A 19,485-nucleotide genomic window follows, 5' to 3' on the forward strand; every position below is an offset into this window, starting at 1 on the left:
TTCATCATGTTGTAACAAAATTGTAATAGTTAAGGGGATGTAGAAATATTGTAACAAAACATCCATCCATACCATCCTCATAAAATTATAATGAACCTAAAGCAACAATTTTTATATGGTAAAAATAATAAGGAATTTTGGTGATGAAGATGGAAGGAATAAGTAAGGGACATCCCCATGCAACGGGGCATCCACATGGTGTGGGTACAGGAATTGATTATGACGTGAATCCATTCATCGTAATTTGGGAGGTGACAAGAGCATGCCAATTAAAATGTGTTCATTGCCGGGCAGATGCCCAGCTGGCACCAGATCCTCGTGAGCTTTCACATCAAGAGGGGATCAATTTAATTGATCAAATCTATGAAATGGATAATCCGATGCTTGTCTTTACTGGCGGGGACTGCATGATGAGAGAGGATCTTTTCGAGCTTGCTGATTATGCCATCAAAAAGGGCATGCGTGTGTCGATGACACCTAGCGCCACTCCTAATGTAACGATCGAGAAGATGCAACGCGCCAAAGATGTCGGTCTTTCACGCTGGGGCTTTAGCCTTGATGGGCCAACACCGGAAATACACGACCATTTCCGCGGAACTCCTGGATCATTCCATTTAACACTTGAAAAAATTAAATACTTAAACGAACTGGAAATGCCGCTGCAAATCAACACGGTGATTTCGCGTTACAATTATGATTCGTTGGAGGAAATGTCCAAGCTTGTTGCGGAGCTTGGAGCAGTTATGTGGTACATATTTTTACTGGTGCCAACAGGCCGCGGCCAATTAGATGCCTGCATTACACCCGCTGAACATGAGAAAGTGTTCCGCTGGTTGTATGAGCTAAGCAAAACGGCGCCATATGACATCAAAACAACCGCTGCACAGCATTATCGCCGAGTGGTACTGCAGCAAAAACAACGGGACCATTTAATTGAAAAAGGCGAAATTCATTATGAGGATACCATTACAACCGACTTTGCTTCCATGCACGATGGCTTAAAGCGGGCACCAAAAGGGGTAAACGACGGGAACGGTTTTGCATTCATATCACATGTTGGCGATGTAATGCCAAGCGGGTTACTGCCCATTGTTGGCGGAAACATCCGGGATACCCCGCTTGCAGAAATTTACCGTGAAGCGAAAGTTTTTAAAGAACTGCGTCAGCCTGATCACTATAAAGGAAAGTGCGGTGTCTGCGAATATAATAAAATTTGTGGTGGGTCCCGCTCGAGAACCTATGCCGTAACCGGCGACTATTTGGAAAGCGAACCATTCTGCGTTTATATTCCGCAGTCAATGCGCAAGAAAGAATCCAACACAATAATATAAAATCAGTTAAGAAAGGCATTCCACATTTATGGAATGCCTTTTCTTACTGTAGGAAATGATCTGTGCGGTTATCAATATACAAGGATCCATCCTCTTGTAGTTCTGCATAAAACACTTCTGAAAGCGTTGTGCCTGACACCATTAGCTGCTCCTCGATCCAACTGCGATTTACGTTTATTTGCTTTAGGTTCTCATCGATTATTTTTCCGTCAGCAATGAGCTGGATTGGAATCGCTGTTTGTTTTTGCATCTTAGAAAATGGTATCCTACCTTGTTTCATCGGTTGTTTTTCTTCTTTTAACAGCACAGAAAATTCGCCATTTGTTTCTAAAATGGCATAATGAACATCAGCAATCGAAAAGACATTCTTGCTGCGAAGGAGCTGTTGCAATTCATCCATATCTAACCGCTGTTTTTGTAATTGCTGCTCTAATACTTTTCCTTGTTTTATCAAAATCACGGGTTCGCCTTCAATTAACTTTCGTGCCTTTCGTGATTTTAAATCTATATATGCAACTAGCAAGGTTAAACCCGACCATGTCACAAGACTGACAAACCCTACAGACACTTTCAAACTAGGATCGACTGTTAAGGCACCAGCAATCGTTCCAATCGAAATACCTGTAACATAATTAAAAAAAGTCATTTGCGAAATCTGTTTTCTCCCCATAATCCTTGTTAGGAGAAAGAGAACGACAAAGGCACCGACAGCTCTGCTAAAGACTTCAATCAAATTCATTCAAACGACTCCAATCCCTATTCAATTAAACCAGTATCTTCTATTTGCACTTTCGTTTGGACCTTAAATTTAATTTGAGGGTATATCCGTTGCCACTGCTCCCAATCATCCTTATTAAAATGGCGGGAACGGTAACGAAGGCCAAATCCAATCGGGTCCAAGTTGGCTTTTTGAATTTTTACTAATAAAACCTTAATTTCCTTGTTTAACGATTTTTCAGCCGCTTTTTCAAAGACCGACAATTTTGCATTGGGCACACGCCTGGTTGTTTCCTCCAAAGTACCTTCCATCGAAACCTTTACCTTAATATAGGGAGTACTTCCCTTAGGAGTAATGATTTTATACTTCGTTTTCACTTTGTGCGTGTCAATAACAACTGTTGTCCCACCTTTGGTCAGTTTATTCGCACTCTTTTCCTCGCGTTTTCTTAAAAAATTAAGGATTTTAGTCTCTTCCGGGCTAAGCGTCATCTTCATCTGACTTTTATTAAAAAGGCCGATTGTATTAATTTCCAGTAATTCCTCTTTCGCTTCAACGATTGGCAGCATCGGATCTTTTCCTCGTTCAATTAAGCGATACTTATGATCAAATAGAAACTCCGAAATTACATACGGGGTCTCTGATCCTTCCCTTCCCAATGCTAAGAACAAAGCATTTGATGGAATGCGCTCGGATTTTAGCTTTACTTTTAATACATCCAATGCACTGGGTTTTCCAATGGCCACCCACGCAATTTCTTGAATATCTCTTCTTCGTGTCAACCAATAAATAATTCCGGCATTTCCTTTTTGCATCACAATCTCTTTCCCAAACATAATGGCTTTAGCATGACTGAAATCAATTTCCTTATCCACTTTGGTTTTTATTATTCTTACAGCTTCAGACATGGAATCAGCCTTTTCCGAAACAATAATAGATTCTGTACTAGTACCCTTTGATTCACTTGGTATGGCAAATTTAAGGCTGATGAGATATTTTTTAGGACTGTTTTTAGCAACGTCCACTCCGATACCGACAACAAAAAGGCGCTTATCAATGTCTTTAAAGCCACAGCCGTTTAATAATAATACGGATAAAAGAACGATGACGAGGGATTTCCATTTGCTTAAGGATTTCATGCTGTCCGCCTCCTAGCCCAAATGAAAAAAATCGCCACAACAACTATTTCAATACCTAGACGAAAAATCATCCAATAAACAGTTATTTTGGTTAATAGGACTGTATTGAAATAAATGACTGCGACAATCGAACAACAAGTGATGGTGGAAAGAATCATCCAATTTTTCTTTTTAGTTATTTTTCCTTTAAAGGTCCCCTTAATTAATTCATAGGCAACATGCCAATGGACGGCTATGCTCATTAGTGAAATACTCATATAAAACATGAGAAATAGAAATATCACCCGTTCAATCGGACTATACACCAGCCGAAGTGAATCCGCGGTTGAAATCCACGGATAAAGAAATTCTTGGGCGCCATCTGAGCCGTGAAACCCAATTGGAATGAAGAAGGTGGTAAATAAATTAAATATCCCCAATATAAAAATGGCAATAAAGTTCCATATTTTTAACTTCCCCTTGATCACTCGATTAAAAATAATGAGGTTGGCATAACCGGCAAAACAATAGGTAGCAGCGGCGATAGATTTTAAACTAGGTTTTACGAAAATATATGTACCAACCTCTAATATCGAATCCCAGATAAGGTATTCATTTGTAAACGCCTTAAAAATAATAAACCCAATTAATGGCGTATTTAGAAATAAAACAATTTCCAAGAAATACATGACTCTTTCGGTAGGCAGCTGGATGATTAGAAAAAGCGCTGCCAAATAAATAACAAGTAACCCCAACTTGGGCATTTCCGGATTAACAAACCTTGCTAAAATATCAATAAAGCCAACAAGTGTGATCAGTCCTGCCGAAAACCATACTAATTGGATACTGCCAAAATGAAGTATTTTAAACCATCTGTGTTTTGAGTGTGCTAAAATTTCGGGAAGGCCTTGTTCCGGGAACTTATTTATCGCTTTACTATAAAAATAATTTAAAGCGACACCAATTGGAATGGCGATGAGTACACCCATTACCGCACCTTCGTAGCGATATTCAATGAGGATTTTGGGAACAAAGATAATCACGTTGATTAGCATGTTCAATAACACTAAATAGATATAATAGCGGTTCAACTGCCTCCCCTCCTTTACTCATTTCTATTCTTGACGAGGTTTGCTTTGGATTAGGGTTAGATAGGGTTCACCAAAACTATCTAATTTCACCATATAGGCAACCAGGATGAAGAATCCGAGCACCACTCCTACTAAACCGAAAAACGTACTCATCGCTAAAACAAAATATTTCATGATTCTGAGCGTAAAGCTGAAGGCATTAATCGGTACCACAAAATTTGAAATAGCTACGGAAGAAACGATGATAATCATAATATTGCTGACAAGGCCCGCTTCCGTCGCAGCCTGTCCCAATATTAGACCGCCTACCGTTGTAGCAGTCGGCCCAATCGCTTTTGGCAGGCGGATACTTGCTTCAGTCAGCAACTCCATCATAAACAACATCAGCAACACTTCAATGAATGAAGGGTATGGTACACTCTGACGGCTGCCAGCAATACTTAATGCTAATTGAACCCTAAATAACTCAGGATTATAGCTTGTTACCGCAACATAAAGACCAGGTAGAACTAGACTTGTAAGAAAACCAATATATCTCAGTAATTGCAGGAATCTGCCCACCCAATAGGCTTGATAAATATCTGCCATCGATGACATGAAATCCTTCATGACGGTTGGCAAAATAACGGCAAAAGGGGATCCACTTACAAGTAAAATAATTTTCCCGGAAGCTAAATTCACAGCTATCCTGTCCGGCCTCTCAGTCACAAGCATAAGGGGAACAAGGGCCCTGTTGCTTTTTTTAATGATATCTAAGAGCTGCTCGCCCGATTGAAACATTTGAACATCGATGGAGGCTAAAAATTGTTTAATACTTTCTAACGTTTTCGGGTCGGCAAACCTTGTATCATGAAGAATCATCATTTTGGTTTTTGAAATAACCCCAACAGTTGTCGACTCCACACGTAAGGAAGTTGCCGGGTACCGCTGTCGTATCAGTCCAAGATTGGTCGGTAAACTTTCACTTAGACCTGATTGCGGCCCTTGAATCGTGGTTTCGACTGTCGTATCTAACACAGAATTGTTCCGATCTACCATACTATCTAGCAAGAAAATGTTATCCTGATAATAAAGAATAGCCACTCCTCGGATCAAATCATCAAGTGCTTTTTGCTCATTTTCAAATGGTTTTATCGCCGGAATGGATTGGAGATAGGCTAAAAACTGGTCAGGGCTTGCTATTTCAAAAAATGGAATGATCATATTATCGCGGATAATCGTTTCATCACTAATTGTCTTAATATAGAAAGCTTCTATATATTTTTCTTTTGTATGAAGTTCTTTAAAAACAACATCCTCTGATGGCTGTATTTTATTCCTTAGACTCTCTTTGATGGCTTCAACACTGTTAGATGGCATTTTCCTACCTCTCATCAAACGTCTTTCCCATTAGTTTCCTCGATGATTGGTATTTTATTCTAATCCTTTCTATCATTTGCGATAACAGGCTGATTTTTTTCATTTAATCCTTTATAGTGTGAGTAGGAAAAACTGTTTAAGGAGACTATATGATTAGAACTATCGCAGTTAATAAGAATCTTGAATTAGTCAAAGACCTAGAGATTTCAACACTTGTCAAGGGAGATTACCAGTGGTACTGGATTGATTTTCAAGAGCCCAGTAAGGAGGAAATGGAATTTCTCAGGAATCCTCTTTCCTTCCATCCATTAGCAATTGAAGACTGCATTCATCATCTACAACGACCAAAACTAGATTATTATGAGGACTATGCTTTTTTTGTGATTCAGGCATTGGACCGGCAAACCATTGCAAGAGAGGAGGTTGATTTCTTTCTTAGTAAGAACTATGTTGTTACTTTTCATCATAAACTATCTCCAGAAATTAATGAGGTTTGGAATCGATTCAGTCAATCATCGAATACAGATCAATGGGATCCCTCCCATGTTTTTTATCATGTTCTCGATAGTCTGGTCGATAATTATTTTCCTTTAGTGAATCAAATTGATGATACCTTAAATGAAATTGATGAGAATTCCAAGGGGAGATCAACAGAGGCGTTACTGAAGGATTTATTTGATGCACGACATGACTTGCTATCATTAAGGCACACGGTTACACCCATGAGGGATTTATTGTACAGAATTCTCAATTCCAAGCGATTAACGAGTATTGAAGGGAAAATCGCCTATTTTTCTGATATTTACGATCATTTGCTTAAATTATCTGAGATGATTGAAGCAAGTCGCGAGCTTACTACCGATATTCGTGATAGCTATATTTCCATCAATGCCAATGAAACCAACCATGTAATGAAGGTCTTAACGGTGATTACTACCATTTTTATGCCGCTAACCTTCATCGTCGGTATATATGGGATGAATTTTCACTATATGCCGGAACTGACTTGGAAATATGGATATTTTGGTTCACTAATCCTCATGTTCATAATCGCAGTTGGGATGACATTATGGTTTACCAAAAAGGGATGGTTTAAATAACAAAAGACTATTATAAATCTCGACTTTGGGAATTGTCCTGCTCCAGTGCCCTAGCGGCTAGTGTCTTTCGCTCTCCGCCCTACGATAAGTCAACATCGATTCGCCTCCGGTTCATCGTGTTTCCTTTATCTCCGTTGTGGCGCTCCAAGCCATACGCCGCTGACCAGGGCACTTGCGCTTTTCCTATTCCCAATTTTCATAAGCAACGGTTCCCCCTGTTAAATCAATCGTGTTGCGCTCCCCTTTATAATAGGTCTTTCCATCTTTTTCAATAATTAAATTGTCATAGGTCAAAACCTTTTGTCCATTGGGAAGATGGATCACAACCTTCTGTCCCAAATCCTCACTCGGCGCTTCAATTTTTATTGTACTTTGATAGTAATAGCGAAAAATAAAGAAACCGGCGGTTAAGATGCTGCAGGTGATGATGAAAAAAACTAGACCCCTCCAAGAAGACTGCTTCGGCTTATGATTATATAATTCTGCTCTGGTCAACATTTTTTGTCCTCCTATTTATTTTAATAGTATGAATACTCCCATTTATGTCCAATTTTCCCCTGTTTATCCTTCAGAAAAATAATTAACACAGTTAACCTATGCAAACATTCATAAAAAGTTGACCAAAATTCGATATTTTACATGTCATTTTCAATTTTTAGTATAATAGTAAGGAATGAAAAGTCAGAGAGGGGTAGTTGCAGTGGGTAATCATACATATTCAGCAGAAACAATGAAATTAATAAGAGATTTGGTCTCAATTCCTAGCCCGTCTGGTAATACAAATGAAGTCATTACCTTTGTCGAAAATTTCCTATCCGAATTACAAATCCAAACCTATCGGAACCGTAAAGGCGGCTTAATTGCGACAATTGAAGGAAAAGATTCAAGTAAACACCGGATGCTTACAGCGCATGTCGATACGCTAGGCGCAATGGTAAAGGAAATAAAGGCAAATGGACGATTAAAGATTGACCTAATTGGCGGTTTTAAATTCAACTCCATCGAGGGGGAATACTGCCAAATTGAAACAAGCAGTGGCAAGAAATACACTGGTACCATTCTTATGCATCAGACGTCCGTCCATGTTTATAAGGATGCCGGCAAAGCCGAGCGAAATCAGGAAAATATCGAGGTGCGGATTGATGAAAAAGTAGATAATGCGGACGAAGTGAGGGCGCTGGGTATCGAAGTCGGTGATTTTGTTTCATTCGACCCACGAGTGGAAATAACTCCAAGCGGATATATTAAATCGCGGCATTTGGATGATAAAGCGTCAGTTGCCATTCTTCTGCAATTAATTAGGCAAGTGAAAACAGAGAACCTTACATTGCCTCATACGACACACTTTCTCATTTCGAATAATGAAGAAATTGGCTATGGCGGTAACTCAAATATTACCCCAGAAACGGTTGAATACTTAGCGGTCGATATGGGGGCAATGGGTGACGGTCAATCTACCGATGAATATACAGTTTCCATCTGTGTGAAGGATGCGAGCGGCCCGTATCATTATGGTTTACGAAAAAAATTAGTACGCCTTGCAGAGGAAAATAACATTGATTATAAATTAGACATTTATCCCTTTTATGGTTCTGATGCGTCAGCAGCCATTCGTTCAGGACATGATATTGTTCATGGACTAATCGGACCGGGGATCGATTCATCACATGCATTTGAACGTACACACCAATCGTCAATCGAAAATACCGCAAAACTATTGTACTATTACCTTCAGACAGACCTTATTTTATAAAAAGGACATTTTGCCCATCACACTAGAACATTTCAAGCTAAACGGTTATAATAAACTTGAAATCGAATGAGCTGGGAGATGTAACATATGTTTTCTAATATTGGTGTTCCGGGATTAATTTTAATTCTGACTGTTGCCTTGGTTATTTTTGGGCCGAATAAGCTCCCTGAAATTGGGCGTGCTTTTGGAAAATCAATTCGTGAATTTAAAAAAGCAACTGAGGGAATAGCTGACGATATCAAAGCTGAAATAACAGAAGATATCAAAGAGGTTAAAAAAGTTGACTTAAAAAAATAAGTTCAGATAAAACATCCCCTATATAGGTTCAGGGGATGCTTTTTTTTGCTTACCTTTTAGATTTTCCCGCCATTGCATTAAATTGATTCATTAATTTCTTTCGTGACTTTCCATTTCTTAGTAAATAGGCCGCTCCGATTCCAATTGTGGTCATCATTAATTTCTTTTTGTCCAATATAATCGCCTCCTAAAACTATCCTACCTCTTTAAATATTCCCTCAGCAAACGCATTTTAGCACCCGAAAATATTTCCTCTTTACAAAAAAAGTTAATCCCCACATGGGATTAACTTTTTCCTCCACTTTTTACTTTTTTAACATTTCTTTCATCATTTGGTTATGCTCTTTCATTTGTACCAAGAGTTGATTGAGGAGCACTGCTGCCTGCTTATCATCCTTCTTATCAACAGCTAGTCGTAAATCATGGAATATCTTCCAATGTCCCATCTTTTTACCATGGTGCGCCTTATTCATAAATTCTTCCTTCGTGATCTTTCCTTCATCTAACTGTTTCTTAAGCTCTTCCATTTTCGTCATTTTCTCTTTTTTCCATTGCTCCCTTTTAGCAGCATTTTCCGGGCTCATCCACTGATTACGGAGCGTTTTCTTTTCCTCAAGAACTTTTGTCCATTCTCCCTTTTTATCCGGTGTATATTGGTCCACCCATGAAAGCAGCTTCTGCTCCCTCTCCTTCATCATTGCCTGCCAGTCTTTGTGCATCAAATGGCGGTGTTTATCCTCCTTGCAATTGCAAGGTTTTTCATCGTGATCTACTGGGGTAGATTCATGTTCATGTGCCGCAGCAAAATTTGGCATGGAGAATACCAATGCAATGGATAAAAGTAACATTTTTAGCTTCATCATTATCGCCTTCCATTCTTCATTGAAATTAAATCACTAAATTATCATTCCCGTTTTTTCTAAAAAAATTTACCAATTCGACAAAAATTTAGTTAAAAGGTACTTGAGAAATAAACGATTTTATCGTATTCTAAAAGCATAGAGAGAATGTGAATTTTTTCACATAATAGGATGGAGCAGTAGTTTAATTTTTTTACCTATATTTGTGAAATACATCACAATGAACAGTATAAAAATGTATTAGGAGTGGGGAAAATGACAAAGCCAAAAATCGTTATCTTAGGTGCAGGCTATGGAGGAATTATTACAAGTAAAAGTCTAGAAAAATTACTAAAAACCGGTGAAGCAGATGTTACACTCATAAATAAACACGACTATCATTACCTTACAACACAACTTCATAAGACAGGAGTAGGAACGGCAGCAGATCGGCAAATTGCCATGTCTATACCAGAACTAATTAATCCGGCAAAGACACGGTTTCTTAAGGCTGCAGTAGCCTCAATTGATATCAATTCCCAAGAAGTGCATCTAGAGGGCGGAGACACCGTTCCATATGATTATTTATTAATTGCCCTCGGATTTGAAGTAGAGACTTATGGCATTCCAGGTGTAAAAGAAAATGCCTTTGAAATTCGCAGCTTTAGAAGTACAAAAATTATTTACCATCAAATCATGAAACAATTTAACCTTTATAAACAGGATTATGACCCTTCCCGGTTAACTTTTGTTGTTGCTGGTGGAGGATTTACCGGAATCGAGATGCTCGGCGAATTAGCCGATGGACTGCCTAAACTTTGTAAGGAACATGATATACCATTTGAAAAAATTAGAATTGTCGGCATTGAGGCTGCACCATCTGTCATTCCATTTTTCCCGAAGCAATCCATCGAATACACACAAAGGGTTTTAGAAAAACGGAATATTGAAGTCATCACCGCAACCAAAATACTGGAATGTACCCCTGAAAAGGTTGTGCTAGAAAATAACCTCGAAATTCCAACAAGAACATTAATCTGGTCTTGTGGAGTAAAAGGAAACACAATTGTTCACAAATGGGGTCTGCCGATTGAGAAAGGCAAGATTCCAGTTGATTCCTATCTTCGCGTAAAAAATATTAACAATACTTTTAGTATCGGAGACTGTTCATTATTCATGAAGGATGAAAAGAACGCATTGCCTCCGACTGCACAAGTGGCGCTGCAGCAAGCACCTGTTTGTGCGAAAAACATTGTTTCATCCATAAGAGGTGAATCTTTAAAAGCGTTTGAATATCATCATAAAGGATCTGTAGCATCCATTGGTCTCATGGCTGCTGTTGGTAAAGTTGGTAATTTCCGCTTATCCGGCCTTTTTGGAGCCTTTATGAAGCAAGTTATTGAGGCCCGTTATTTATTTAATCTTGGTGGACCATCACTAATTATTAAGCAGCATTTTGGTGTGAGCCGTGAGCAGGTAAAGGAAACGGTGAAACAGTAACCATCACTTAAACAATATTACCTTCCAGGCTGTAGGGGTGTCCCTCCCCTTGTAGCTAATTGTTTAGAATAATCCCGCATACACCATGCCTTAAATCCCCAATTTAAGGTAATCGGCCCCATCCCAATTATTTGGAATGGGGCAAATTTTCTATTCGGTTAAATCCATTCTAAAAATTCGAGACGATTGCCAAACGGATCATGGACATGAATTCTACTTGCACCTGGGAGATTATTGTCAGTGGTATAGGCAATATTCTTTTTCCTAAGAGCCGTTATTAATTCTTCAATATTCTCTACAACGAAGCCTGGATGTGCTTTTTTTGCGGGTGAAAATGGTTCCTCCACGCCAATATGAAGTTGAAACGTTCCAAACTTAAACCAAACTCCGCCTCGTTTTTTTAATTCTTCTGGCTTTTCCACTTCTGTTAAGCCGAGGACTCCGGCAAAAAATTCCCTTGCTGTTTCTTCACAGCCTTTTGGTGCTGCAAGCTGAACATGATCAATCTTTTTTATTACAAACGGCATACAGACTCCCCCATTTTCCGTATTTTTCAACCCTAATTTTATTAAATTTTTAGGTCTCCGGCAATTTTTGGGCAAAAAAAAGTAATCCCCGCCGTAACCGGGATCACTTATTATTAATAAACATCCTTTTTTGTAAAGACCATAAATGAAACGAATAAAGCACCAGCCCACCACACGAGCAGAACCAACATCGAGAAGGTAAGATTCATCCCCTCAATCGGCGGTGCTGTTCCTTTCATATAGTCCGTTAACCGTAAATTCACCATAAAAAAGTATTTAGCCGTTTCCCAAGAGGACACCATATTATTTAAGATTGCTCCTGAAATTAAGGCGGCGAGCATGACCCCCATTCCCGCTGCCGTGCTCCGGATTAAAACAGACAGCATGAACGTTAAGGTTCCGACAACGATCGCTACAAACCACACTAATCCAAAATCCATCAACAAAAACTTCCATAAACTTAGAAGTTTGACCTCTGAAGTGTTTAGCCCAGTATCCGTAACATTAAAACCGGTTAAAATGGGTGCCCCCCAGCCCTTATAACCGAAGACTATTCCTGAAATGAGGTAGGAAAGGATGCCTGTAATGGCAATAATTAATGATATCGCCAAACAAAGGGTCAAATATTTACTTACTAGCACCCTCCACCTCTTCACAGGTCTTGTTAATAATAGCTTGATCGAACCCAAACTATGTTCAGAGGACACTAGATCACTGGCGATAACCATCACCATTAATGGGATAAAAAGATCGATTGAGTTTTCCAAAAAGATTCTCATAAACGTTGGTGCGCCTGGCTCTGCTGGATTAATATCATGATCCAAATAATATTGTTCCTGCTGCAAGGTGATTTGCAATTGTTTTTTCCACTCGTCAGACATCCTGCTGCTGCTTAAACGGTTTGTCGTGTCCACAATCTGCTGCTGTAAGATCGTGCGCCAATCACTCGTCCCAATTTTTTCCCGCTGGGTTTGGACTTGCTTATATTGTGCATATGTAAATAACATCACAAGAACTCCAATAATGAGTGAGATGACAATCAGACGCTTCTTAGCAATCAGCTTCATCATTTCATTTTGAATCAGTTTATTCAATACTGTCACCCCCCGTAAGTTCGAGGAATAAATCTTCTAGCACTGGCATTTTTCGATTCATTTCAGTTACCGCTATACCCGCTTCAACAAGCTGTTTATTCCAGTCTGGTATCTTCGTGACATCATATTCTGTGAGAATCGTACCGTCTTCTTTTGCCTCAATGGTGGTTAAGCTTTCCAAAACTTGTTTTCCCTTGGCAAACGGAGTAACATGCCAAACGACCCGCTCGCGATTTGCAAGCAAATGCTGCACGGTATCAACTCGAATGATTGACCCTTTTGAAATGATGGCTACTCGGTCACAAAGTAATTGAATTTCGCTCAATAAATGGCTGGAGACAAGGACGCTTAACCCTTCCTGTTCCGCTAAAAACCGAATAAATTGCCGCATTTCACGTATCCCTGCCGGATCCAATCCATTTGTCGGTTCATCAAGAATCAAAACTTTTGGTTCCCCCAAAAGAGCCTGGGCAATTCCGAGGCGCTGCCGCATTCCGAGAGAATAGGTTTTTACTTTATCATGAATTCTTTCCGTTAACCCAACAAGCTCTACGACTTCCTGAATCCGATTATCTCCGATATGATCAAGCATCCGGGCAAAATGAAGCAAATTATTATAACCAGATAAATAGGGATATAGTTCTGGATTTTCAACTATACAACCAAGATTACTAACTGCCGCCTGAAATTGGTCTTCAATATTGTAACCACAAATGTGAACACTTCCTGATGTCGGTTTAATCAACCCAACTAGCATACGGATGGTGGTGGTTTTCCCGGCACCATTCGGTCCCAAGAAACCAAACACTTCCCCTTCACGTAAATCGAAGGTTAACCCTTTGATAATTTCTCTTTTCCCAATCACTTTTTTTAGATTCTTAACCGATAATGTAACGTTTTTCTCCATCGATAACACTCCCTACCAGGTGAGCAATGAGGCTACTCGTTCAGCAATTAAACGGTATCCTTTTGAATTTGGATGAAACTTGTCCGAATACAGATAGTCGTTTACCTTTAGCTCAAACAAGTCGAATGTTGGTACAAACACGATTTTAGGATAAGCAGCGCTAACTTCTGCACTGTCATAATTCCAATGACGAATGACTTTGGACATCTCTTTCCCTTGATCTAATTCAATAAAGGGATTATACAAGCCAATGAAAAACACATTCGCATTCGGATTATTTTTGCGGATTTGTTCAAAAATAAATTTTAGGTTATCAAGGTATTTCTTTTCAATCGTTGTTATATCTTCAGTTTCAAAATCGGCTAATCCTTGACCCCCGCGAAACAAATCATTCCCGCCAATCGTCACCAATACCATATCCGCCTTTTTGATTTGCCTTCCTACTTCGGTTTCCTGAACCTGCTTCCGGAGTTGATTAGATCTTTGACCATTAATACCCAAGTTTGTAAGCTGAACGGGTCGCTTTGACTTTTCTTTTATTTCATCCATCAAGACTCCCACATAGCCTTTTCCCGTTTCATCACCAGTACCCCGTGTAAGGGAATCACCTAATGCTACAATGGTTAAAGCCTTTTTGGTTTCCACTTTTTTGTTTCCGGTGGTGGCCACGGGAGTCTTCTCCGGTTTACCTGCATAATATTCACCAACTGCAAAGCCAAGCCCGATCAGCCAGAGAAGGCAAAATAATACCGCTATGGCAGTAATCGAACGTATGACATTCTTATTCATAAAAACATCCTTTCTGGCCTTTTCTATTATTTAATCATAGTTGGGAGTTGAATCAAACTTTCAACCACGGGTTTTTGTTTTTTTTCAAAAAAATAGTCGGTATCCAAATGGATTGGATACCGACTTTCCTATCTACTATTCTTCTAAATCACCTTTTGGACCAAAGAATTCGAAGTGAATTCTATCTTCATTCACTCCTAATTCTTTTAGTGAACGGTTTATTGCCTTCATAAATGGAACCGGTCCGCAAAAATAAAAGTCTGCAGCCTCAATAGAAATAGTAGTTTTTAACCAATCACGAGTGATATAGCCCTCCACATCAAAGCGATTATTCACACGATCTTCTTCAGTTGGTGCATCATAAAAAATAAATGAATTTACGTGGTCAAGCGCTGCTAACTCTTCCACCTCATCTCTTAAGGCATGAACATTACTGTTAGCTGCAGCATGAACAAACGTTACCTTACGCCCGGGCTGCATTTCAACAACTGTTTTTAACATACTCATCATTGGCGTTAAACCAACTCCTCCACTTAGCAGCACAACAGGCGTTGTGCTTTCGGTATCAAGGACAAAATCACCCGCAGGGGCACTAATTTTTAGAATGTCCCCTTCATTTACACCATTATGCAGATAATTGGACGCCATTCCATCTGGGTTTGGGGTTCCAGCCTCACGCTTTACACTAATACGATAATAGTCCTTTCCAGGAGCATCAGAAAGACTGTATTGACGAATGTGAGTGAACTTCTCACCCTCTATTTCTAGTTTTATACTAATATACTGACCAGGAATAAAGTTTGCAATTCCTTTTTTATCTTCTGGTTTTAAATAAAAAGAGGTTATGACATCACTTTCGACTACTTTTCGATCAACAATAAAGCTGCGGAAGCCGTCCCAACCGCCTATTTGGTTTTCTGCTTCCTCATACATTTCTGCTTCAACACTGATGAAGGCATCGGCAATAACGTTATAAGCCACTGCCCAAGCATTGATAATTTCGTCCGTTCCGGCATCCCCTAATACATCCTTAATCGCTAACAAAAGATGTTTTCCTACAATCGGATAATGCTCCGGCTTTATGCCAAGGCTTCTATGTTTATGGGCAATTTGTTTCACGACAGGAAGGATGGCTTCAAGATTGTCTATGTACATTGCTGCAGCATAAACCGTCCCTGCAAGTGCTTTTTGCTGTCTCCCTTGTTTTTGATTAGCATGATTAAAGATATTTAATAATTCCGGATGATTTCCGAACATCAATTGATAAAAGCGGGTTGTAATGGTTTCTCCGTGTTTTTCTAATACCGGTACTGTTGATTTAATGATCTCTATAGTTCTCTGATCTAGCATTATGAACACTCCTTATATGTATTTTCACTATGAACATAGTGTTAAGTATATGAAATGACGCACACGAATCTAGTGATATAAATCACACTTAACAATATTCATATAATGAATTGATGACATTTTCACAAATTGTTCACTTTTGAATATGACAAATGTAACTAGTCAGTTACATTCCATTTTTATATGGTTGTCCTAGGCAGAAATTATGTGAGATAACCACTGGAGGAAGAGGATTAGATGAAAAAATCAAAGATTGCGTGGATTACTGACACGACCGCTTCTCTTAGCAAAGAGTTTATTGAACAACATCATATTCATGTTATTCCGCTGCACGTTGTTATAAATGATGAATTTTATAAAGAGACTATTGATATTACCGAGAAAGAATTTTATGAACGAATGAAGAATGAAGAAGGTAAATTTCAAACTTCTCAGCCATCTATTAATGATTTTGTTGAACTATATCATAAATTAAAGGAAGATTACGACTGCGGGATCGCGATCCATGCCTCAAGTTTATTGACCGGTACGTTTCAATCATCGGTTATGGCGGCAGACATGGAAGAGTTTAAACTGTTTGCGATTGATTCACAGACAGGTTCCTACCCTCTTTCCCATTTGATAAAAAAAGGGGTTGAATTAGAGAATGAAGGGCTTGATGCCGATGAAGTGGTGGCACAATTAAATGCTTTCCGTGACCAAACTCGGCTTTATTTGGTCCCTTCAAACCTGGATCAACTTCATAAAAGCGGCCGGGTTTCCGGGGGTCAAAAAATATTAGCGTCTCTCTTTAATATCAAACCTATTTTATCGATTGAAGAAGGGGCAGCTAGAATAAAGGACAAAGTCCGCACCGAAAAAAAGGCTTTTGCTTGGCTAGTGAATAAATTAACTGAAGACCTTGAAACCAAGTCAGTCCAGAAAGTAGCCATCGTTCATGCAAATGATTTAGAAAAGGCTGAACTGTTTGAAAAACTGGTTAACGATTCATTTCCTACTATTGAAACCGAAAAATTAATGCTCATAACGGTCGCAGGCGTACATACTGGGGTAGGAACGCTTGGACTTTCATGGGTATGTGAATAACAGGGAAAAGGTGCATGGAGTTTCATGCACCTATTTTTTGAAAAATATATCTAGTAGAATTAAAAACTCGACTTTTAGTGGTCGAGTTTTTCATTTGATTATGGCTTTATTTTTGCGAAAATACAGGTATCCCGAAGCTCTCTTGTATCAGCCGAAATTCCATCATTTTTTAAGATACCTTCTAGTGTAAAGCCTAATTTTTCAGGTATTGCTCTACTTCTTATATTCTTAGAGTCACAACGAATTTCAACTCGTTTCGCCATCAATGCGGAAAAAGCAAACTCAGTTATTGCCTTGGTAGCTTCAGTCACGTATCCTTGGCTGCTAAACCTCGAATCAATCCAATACCCGATTTCAAATTTAGGAATCTCCCAGTTAATTCTATGTAAGCCTGAAGATGCGATGAATTCACCTGTTTCTTTAAGAAAAATATGGAAACGTAAGTCCTCGCGCGTTAAAAATTTTGCATGGGCCTCCCTCATGTTCGCCTCTACGTCCTCCACTGTTTGCTCCCGATGTGCCCACGGCATCCAAGGCTTCAGTTCATTTAATGAGGCTTGCATGGCTTGGTATACAGCTTTTCCATCGCCAGGCATTGGCTTTCGGATCAATAATCTTTCCGTGTAAAATTCTTCTGGAAAATCAATAAGGATTGGTTTCATTTTTTGTTCCCTCCATTTGAGATTTACTATTCGTTAGAATTTTGGGAAATCCTTTTTTCAAAAGAAAATATTTAGGAAAATGAAATTCGCTCATTGCGTGGTAAAATTCGCTCATAGAATGTCCAAATTCGCTCATTGAACCGCAGAATCCGCTCATTAAACACCAAAATTAGCTCATGGGAAATATTTTTCTCCAAAATGATCTATTCAAGATACTTATTTTTCAAAAAAGAGACCCTCCCATAATGGAAGAGTCTCTCTAAGAATCAACTTTTAATACGCTTTTGCCCAATAAACCATCTGTTTGGCTTCTTTTCCGCAACAAACACAGTTTTCAGCTAGATTTTCTTGTTCGAATGGGATACAACGCGATGTTGCCCCAGCATCCTCTTTTATTTTTTCCTCACATGCTAAATCACCGCACCACATTGCCTTAATGAATCCTGGTTTTGCTTCCAGCGATACCTTTAATTCAGGAAGGGTTAACGCAACCGATGTTCTTTCTTCGCGATGCTTTAGTGCCTTGTTATATAAATTGGATTGAATGTCATCGAGTAATGCAACGAGCTTGGTTTCTAATTCATCCAAAGGAACTATGACCTTTTCCAGGGTATCTCGTCTTACTAAAACCACTTGCTTATTCTCAATATCTTTTGGTCCAACTTCAAGACGAACTGGGATCCCCTTCATTTCATACTCATTGAATTTCCAGCCTGGCTTTTTATCGCTGGCATCGATATCAACTCGTGCCACCGAACCAAGTGACTTTTTCAACTCATAAGCAAAATCAAGAACGCCCTCTTTATGCTGCGCAATCGGTACAATCATAACCTGTTTTGGCGCTGCTTTTGGCGGAATCACAAGTCCGCGGTCATCGCCGTGAACCATGATTAATGCACCGATAATCCTTGTCGTGAAGCCCCATGAGGTTTGATGCACGTATTGAAGTTTTCCTTCTTTGTCGGTGTATTGAATACCAAATGCTTCCGCAAAACCTGTGCCAAAATGGTGAGAAGTTCCAGATTGCAACGCTTTTCCATCATGCATCAAGCTTTCAATGGTAAAAGTAGCCTTTGCACCAGCGAATTTTTCCTTTTCCGTCTTCTGCCCTTTTACCACTGGAATCGCAAGAACTGTTTCACAAAGTTCCGCATAAACATTCAGCATTTTGATTGTTTCTTCCATAGCGTCTTCATCGGTCGCATGGGCTGTGTGCCCTTCCTGCCATAAAAACTCTAATGTGCGCAAAAATGGACGGGTTGTTTTTTCCCAGCGGACTACGTTTGCCCATTGATTATATAATTTTGGTAAGTCTCTATGTGAATGAATGATTTTACTGTAATGCTCACAAAATAGCACTTCTGATGTTGGACGGACGACCAATCGCTCTGCTAATGGTTCCGAGCCGCCATGGGTAACCCAAGCCACTTCAGGCGCAAACCCTTCGACATGATCCTTCTCTTTTTGCAACAGACTTTCAGGAATAAACAACGGCATATAAACATTTTCATGACCTGTTTCTTTAATACGATTGTCTAATTCATTTTTAATGTTATCCCAAAGCGCATAGCCATATGGTCGAATAATCATCGAACCGCGCACGCTTGAATAGTCAATTAAATCTGCTTTCGTTACAACATCTGTATACCACTGGGCGAAATCCTCGTCCATTCCGGTAACATCTTTTACAAATTCCTTTGCCATTTTTGACACCCCATTAATATTTTTAAATACAAAAAGACCCTAATCCTCAAAAGGGACCAAGGCCTGGCGGTACCACCCTAAATTCATAAAGCTACTGCTTTATACTCTTTCCATGGTAACGGAATTTATCCGCATGTATCTTCAAGTTACATCCGATACAGAACTCAGAGGCAGGTTCAAGTGACTGTCCTAAGAAACCTCGCACCAGTGGTTTCCTCTCTTGGTAAGACCATTTCACTCTACTAATCCCCATCATTGTT

The 19,485-nt window shown here is 39.3% G+C and carries 20 protein-coding genes and 1 other annotated feature (1 of these 21 only partly in view); of the genes, 6 read left to right on the forward strand and 14 right to left on the reverse strand.

Annotated features, from left to right (window positions below):
• Window positions 1-149: 149 nt before the first annotated feature.
• Window positions 150-1,331 (forward strand): TIGR04053 family radical SAM/SPASM domain-containing protein, encoded by a 1,182-nt coding sequence (locus G6554_RS13650; RefSeq protein ID WP_207627625.1) that lies wholly within the window; start codon window positions 150-152, stop codon window positions 1,329-1,331.
• A gap of 43 nt (window positions 1,332-1,374) precedes the next feature.
• Here the strand turns inward: G6554_RS13650 and G6554_RS13655 are convergent, their stop codons facing one another.
• From G6554_RS13655 to G6554_RS13670, 4 genes are read right to left on the reverse strand one after another with little or no spacing between them, the layout of a single operon-like run.
• A complete protein-coding gene (locus G6554_RS13655) occupies window positions 1,375-2,070 on the reverse strand; it encodes a DUF421 domain-containing protein (protein ID WP_166242731.1) in 696 nt (231 codons plus the stop codon).
• 17 nt (window positions 2,071-2,087) lie between these two features.
• Window positions 2,088-3,188, reverse strand: a complete 1,101-nt coding sequence (locus tag G6554_RS13660) for a Ger(x)C family spore germination protein (protein WP_166242733.1) — start codon at window positions 3,186-3,188, stop codon at window positions 2,088-2,090.
• The gene (locus tag G6554_RS13665; protein WP_166242735.1) at window positions 3,185-4,258 is read right to left on the reverse strand and encodes a GerAB/ArcD/ProY family transporter; all 1,074 of its coding nucleotides are present in this window, start codon (window positions 4,256-4,258) and stop codon (window positions 3,185-3,187) included. Before G6554_RS13665 ends, G6554_RS13660 begins: the two co-directional genes overlap by 4 nt.
• A 24-nt stretch (window positions 4,259-4,282) precedes the next feature.
• Window positions 4,283-5,617, reverse strand: a complete 1,335-nt coding sequence (locus G6554_RS13670) for a spore germination protein (RefSeq protein ID WP_166242737.1) — start codon at window positions 5,615-5,617, stop codon at window positions 4,283-4,285.
• Window positions 5,618-5,766: 149 nt separating this feature from the next.
• On the opposite strand from G6554_RS13670, the gene corA reads away from it, so the two are divergent.
• The gene (gene corA / locus G6554_RS13675; RefSeq protein WP_166242739.1) at window positions 5,767-6,717 is read left to right on the forward strand and encodes a magnesium/cobalt transporter CorA; all 951 of its coding nucleotides are present in this window, start codon (window positions 5,767-5,769) and stop codon (window positions 6,715-6,717) included.
• 183 nt (window positions 6,718-6,900) lie between these two features.
• On the opposite strand, the gene G6554_RS13680 is transcribed toward corA, so the two are convergent.
• Window positions 6,901-7,215, reverse strand: a complete 315-nt coding sequence (locus tag G6554_RS13680) for a hypothetical protein (protein WP_207343039.1) — start codon at window positions 7,213-7,215, stop codon at window positions 6,901-6,903.
• Window positions 7,216-7,447: 232 nt separating this feature from the next.
• Here G6554_RS13680 and G6554_RS13685 point away from each other — a divergent pair, with 232 nt between their 5' ends.
• Both G6554_RS13685 and G6554_RS13690 read left to right on the forward strand, forming a co-directional pair.
• Window positions 7,448-8,470, forward strand: a complete 1,023-nt coding sequence (locus G6554_RS13685; protein WP_207343042.1) for a M42 family metallopeptidase — start codon at window positions 7,448-7,450, stop codon at window positions 8,468-8,470.
• A gap of 87 nt (window positions 8,471-8,557) precedes the next feature.
• The gene (locus G6554_RS13690; protein ID WP_166242743.1) at window positions 8,558-8,767 is read left to right on the forward strand and encodes a twin-arginine translocase TatA/TatE family subunit; all 210 of its coding nucleotides are present in this window, start codon (window positions 8,558-8,560) and stop codon (window positions 8,765-8,767) included.
• Window positions 8,768-8,816: 49 nt separating this feature from the next.
• Here the strand turns inward: G6554_RS13690 and G6554_RS26040 are convergent, their stop codons facing one another.
• Together G6554_RS26040 and G6554_RS13695 are read right to left on the reverse strand one after the other, a co-directional pair.
• Window positions 8,817-8,942 (reverse strand): hypothetical protein, encoded by a 126-nt coding sequence (locus tag G6554_RS26040; RefSeq protein WP_278187271.1) that lies wholly within the window; start codon window positions 8,940-8,942, stop codon window positions 8,817-8,819.
• 130 nt (window positions 8,943-9,072) lie between these two features.
• Window positions 9,073-9,630 (reverse strand): hypothetical protein, encoded by a 558-nt coding sequence (locus tag G6554_RS13695; RefSeq protein WP_166242745.1) that lies wholly within the window; start codon window positions 9,628-9,630, stop codon window positions 9,073-9,075.
• 252 nt (window positions 9,631-9,882) lie between these two features.
• On the opposite strand from G6554_RS13695, the gene G6554_RS13700 reads away from it, so the two are divergent.
• Complete coding sequence (locus G6554_RS13700; RefSeq protein ID WP_166242747.1) at window positions 9,883-11,106, forward strand: NAD(P)/FAD-dependent oxidoreductase; 1,224 nt, start codon at window positions 9,883-9,885, stop codon at window positions 11,104-11,106.
• A gap of 158 nt (window positions 11,107-11,264) precedes the next feature.
• Here G6554_RS13700 and G6554_RS13705 read toward each other — a convergent pair whose 3' ends face one another.
• From G6554_RS13705 to hmpA, 5 genes are all read right to left on the reverse strand, one after another.
• On the reverse strand, window positions 11,265-11,633 hold the full coding sequence (locus G6554_RS13705) for a VOC family protein (protein ID WP_166242749.1): 369 nt from the start codon (window positions 11,631-11,633) through the stop codon (window positions 11,265-11,267).
• 113 nt (window positions 11,634-11,746) lie between these two features.
• Window positions 11,747-12,727, reverse strand: coding sequence for an ABC transporter permease (locus G6554_RS13710; RefSeq protein ID WP_166242751.1), 981 nt, complete (start codon window positions 12,725-12,727; stop codon window positions 11,747-11,749).
• Window positions 12,720-13,634, reverse strand: coding sequence for an ABC transporter ATP-binding protein (locus G6554_RS13715; RefSeq protein ID WP_166242753.1), 915 nt, complete (start codon window positions 13,632-13,634; stop codon window positions 12,720-12,722). Before G6554_RS13715 ends, G6554_RS13710 begins: the two co-directional genes overlap by 8 nt.
• 12 nt (window positions 13,635-13,646) lie before the next feature.
• Window positions 13,647-14,423: an SGNH/GDSL hydrolase family protein gene (locus G6554_RS13720; RefSeq protein WP_166242755.1), complete on the reverse strand. Its 777-nt coding sequence runs from the start codon at window positions 14,421-14,423 to the stop codon at window positions 13,647-13,649.
• A gap of 135 nt (window positions 14,424-14,558) precedes the next feature.
• Window positions 14,559-15,773 carry an NO-inducible flavohemoprotein gene (gene hmpA / locus G6554_RS13725; RefSeq protein WP_166242757.1) on the reverse strand — a complete coding sequence of 405 codons (1,215 nt, stop codon included), beginning with the start codon at window positions 15,771-15,773 and terminating at the stop codon, window positions 14,559-14,561.
• Window positions 15,774-16,010: 237 nt separating this feature from the next.
• On the opposite strand from hmpA, the gene G6554_RS13730 reads away from it, so the two are divergent.
• Entirely contained in the window at window positions 16,011-16,859 is an 849-nt protein-coding gene (locus G6554_RS13730) for a DegV family protein (protein WP_166242759.1), read from the forward strand.
• A gap of 98 nt (window positions 16,860-16,957) precedes the next feature.
• Here the strand turns inward: G6554_RS13730 and G6554_RS13735 are convergent, their stop codons facing one another.
• On the reverse strand, window positions 16,958-17,521 hold the full coding sequence (locus G6554_RS13735) for a GNAT family N-acetyltransferase (RefSeq protein WP_166242761.1): 564 nt from the start codon (window positions 17,519-17,521) through the stop codon (window positions 16,958-16,960).
• Window positions 17,522-17,794: 273 nt separating this feature from the next.
• The gene (gene proS / locus G6554_RS13740) at window positions 17,795-19,225 is read right to left on the reverse strand and encodes a proline--tRNA ligase (RefSeq protein WP_207627623.1); all 1,431 of its coding nucleotides are present in this window, start codon (window positions 19,223-19,225) and stop codon (window positions 17,795-17,797) included.
• A 48-nt stretch (window positions 19,226-19,273) separates the two neighbouring features.
• Window positions 19,274-19,485 (reverse strand) — a binding site (T-box leader); it runs 5 nt beyond the window's last position.

The sequence above is a fragment of the Bacillus sp. MM2020_4 genome, assembly GCF_011250555.1.
Taxonomy (GTDB): Bacteria; Bacillota; Bacilli; order Bacillales; family Cytobacillaceae; genus Neobacillus.

Bases quoted from the DNA above. Each gene is read 5' to 3' on its own strand.
- G6554_RS13720 (WP_166242755.1), bottom strand. From the start codon at position 14,423: ATGAATAAGAATGTCATACGTTCGATTACTGCCATAGCGGTATTATTT.
- G6554_RS13690 (WP_166242743.1), top strand. From the start codon at position 8,558: ATGTTTTCTAATATTGGTGTTCCGGGATTAATTTTAATTCTGACTGTT.
- G6554_RS13680 (WP_207343039.1), bottom strand. From the start codon at position 7,215: ATGTTGACCAGAGCAGAATTATATAATCATAAGCCGAAGCAGTCTTCT.
- G6554_RS13660 (WP_166242733.1), bottom strand. From the start codon at position 3,188: ATGAAATCCTTAAGCAAATGGAAATCCCTCGTCATCGTTCTTTTATCC.
- G6554_RS13735 (WP_166242761.1), bottom strand. From the start codon at position 17,521: ATGAAACCAATCCTTATTGATTTTCCAGAAGAATTTTACACGGAAAGA.
- G6554_RS13655 (WP_166242731.1), bottom strand. From the start codon at position 2,070: ATGAATTTGATTGAAGTCTTTAGCAGAGCTGTCGGTGCCTTTGTCGTT.
- G6554_RS13700 (WP_166242747.1), top strand. From the start codon at position 9,883: ATGACAAAGCCAAAAATCGTTATCTTAGGTGCAGGCTATGGAGGAATT.
- G6554_RS13685 (WP_207343042.1), top strand. From the start codon at position 7,448: ATGAAATTAATAAGAGATTTGGTCTCAATTCCTAGCCCGTCTGGTAAT.
- G6554_RS13650 (WP_207627625.1), top strand. From the start codon at position 150: ATGGAAGGAATAAGTAAGGGACATCCCCATGCAACGGGGCATCCACAT.
- G6554_RS13670 (WP_166242737.1), bottom strand. From the start codon at position 5,617: ATGCCATCTAACAGTGTTGAAGCCATCAAAGAGAGTCTAAGGAATAAA.
- G6554_RS13715 (WP_166242753.1), bottom strand. From the start codon at position 13,634: ATGGAGAAAAACGTTACATTATCGGTTAAGAATCTAAAAAAAGTGATT.
- proS (WP_207627623.1), bottom strand. From the start codon at position 19,225: ATGGCAAAGGAATTTGTAAAAGATGTTACCGGAATGGACGAGGATTTC.
- G6554_RS13695 (WP_166242745.1), bottom strand. From the start codon at position 9,630: ATGATGAAGCTAAAAATGTTACTTTTATCCATTGCATTGGTATTCTCC.
- corA (WP_166242739.1), top strand. From the start codon at position 5,767: ATGATTAGAACTATCGCAGTTAATAAGAATCTTGAATTAGTCAAAGAC.
- hmpA (WP_166242757.1), bottom strand. From the start codon at position 15,773: ATGCTAGATCAGAGAACTATAGAGATCATTAAATCAACAGTACCGGTA.
- G6554_RS13705 (WP_166242749.1), bottom strand. From the start codon at position 11,633: ATGCCGTTTGTAATAAAAAAGATTGATCATGTTCAGCTTGCAGCACCA.
- G6554_RS13730 (WP_166242759.1), top strand. From the start codon at position 16,011: ATGAAAAAATCAAAGATTGCGTGGATTACTGACACGACCGCTTCTCTT.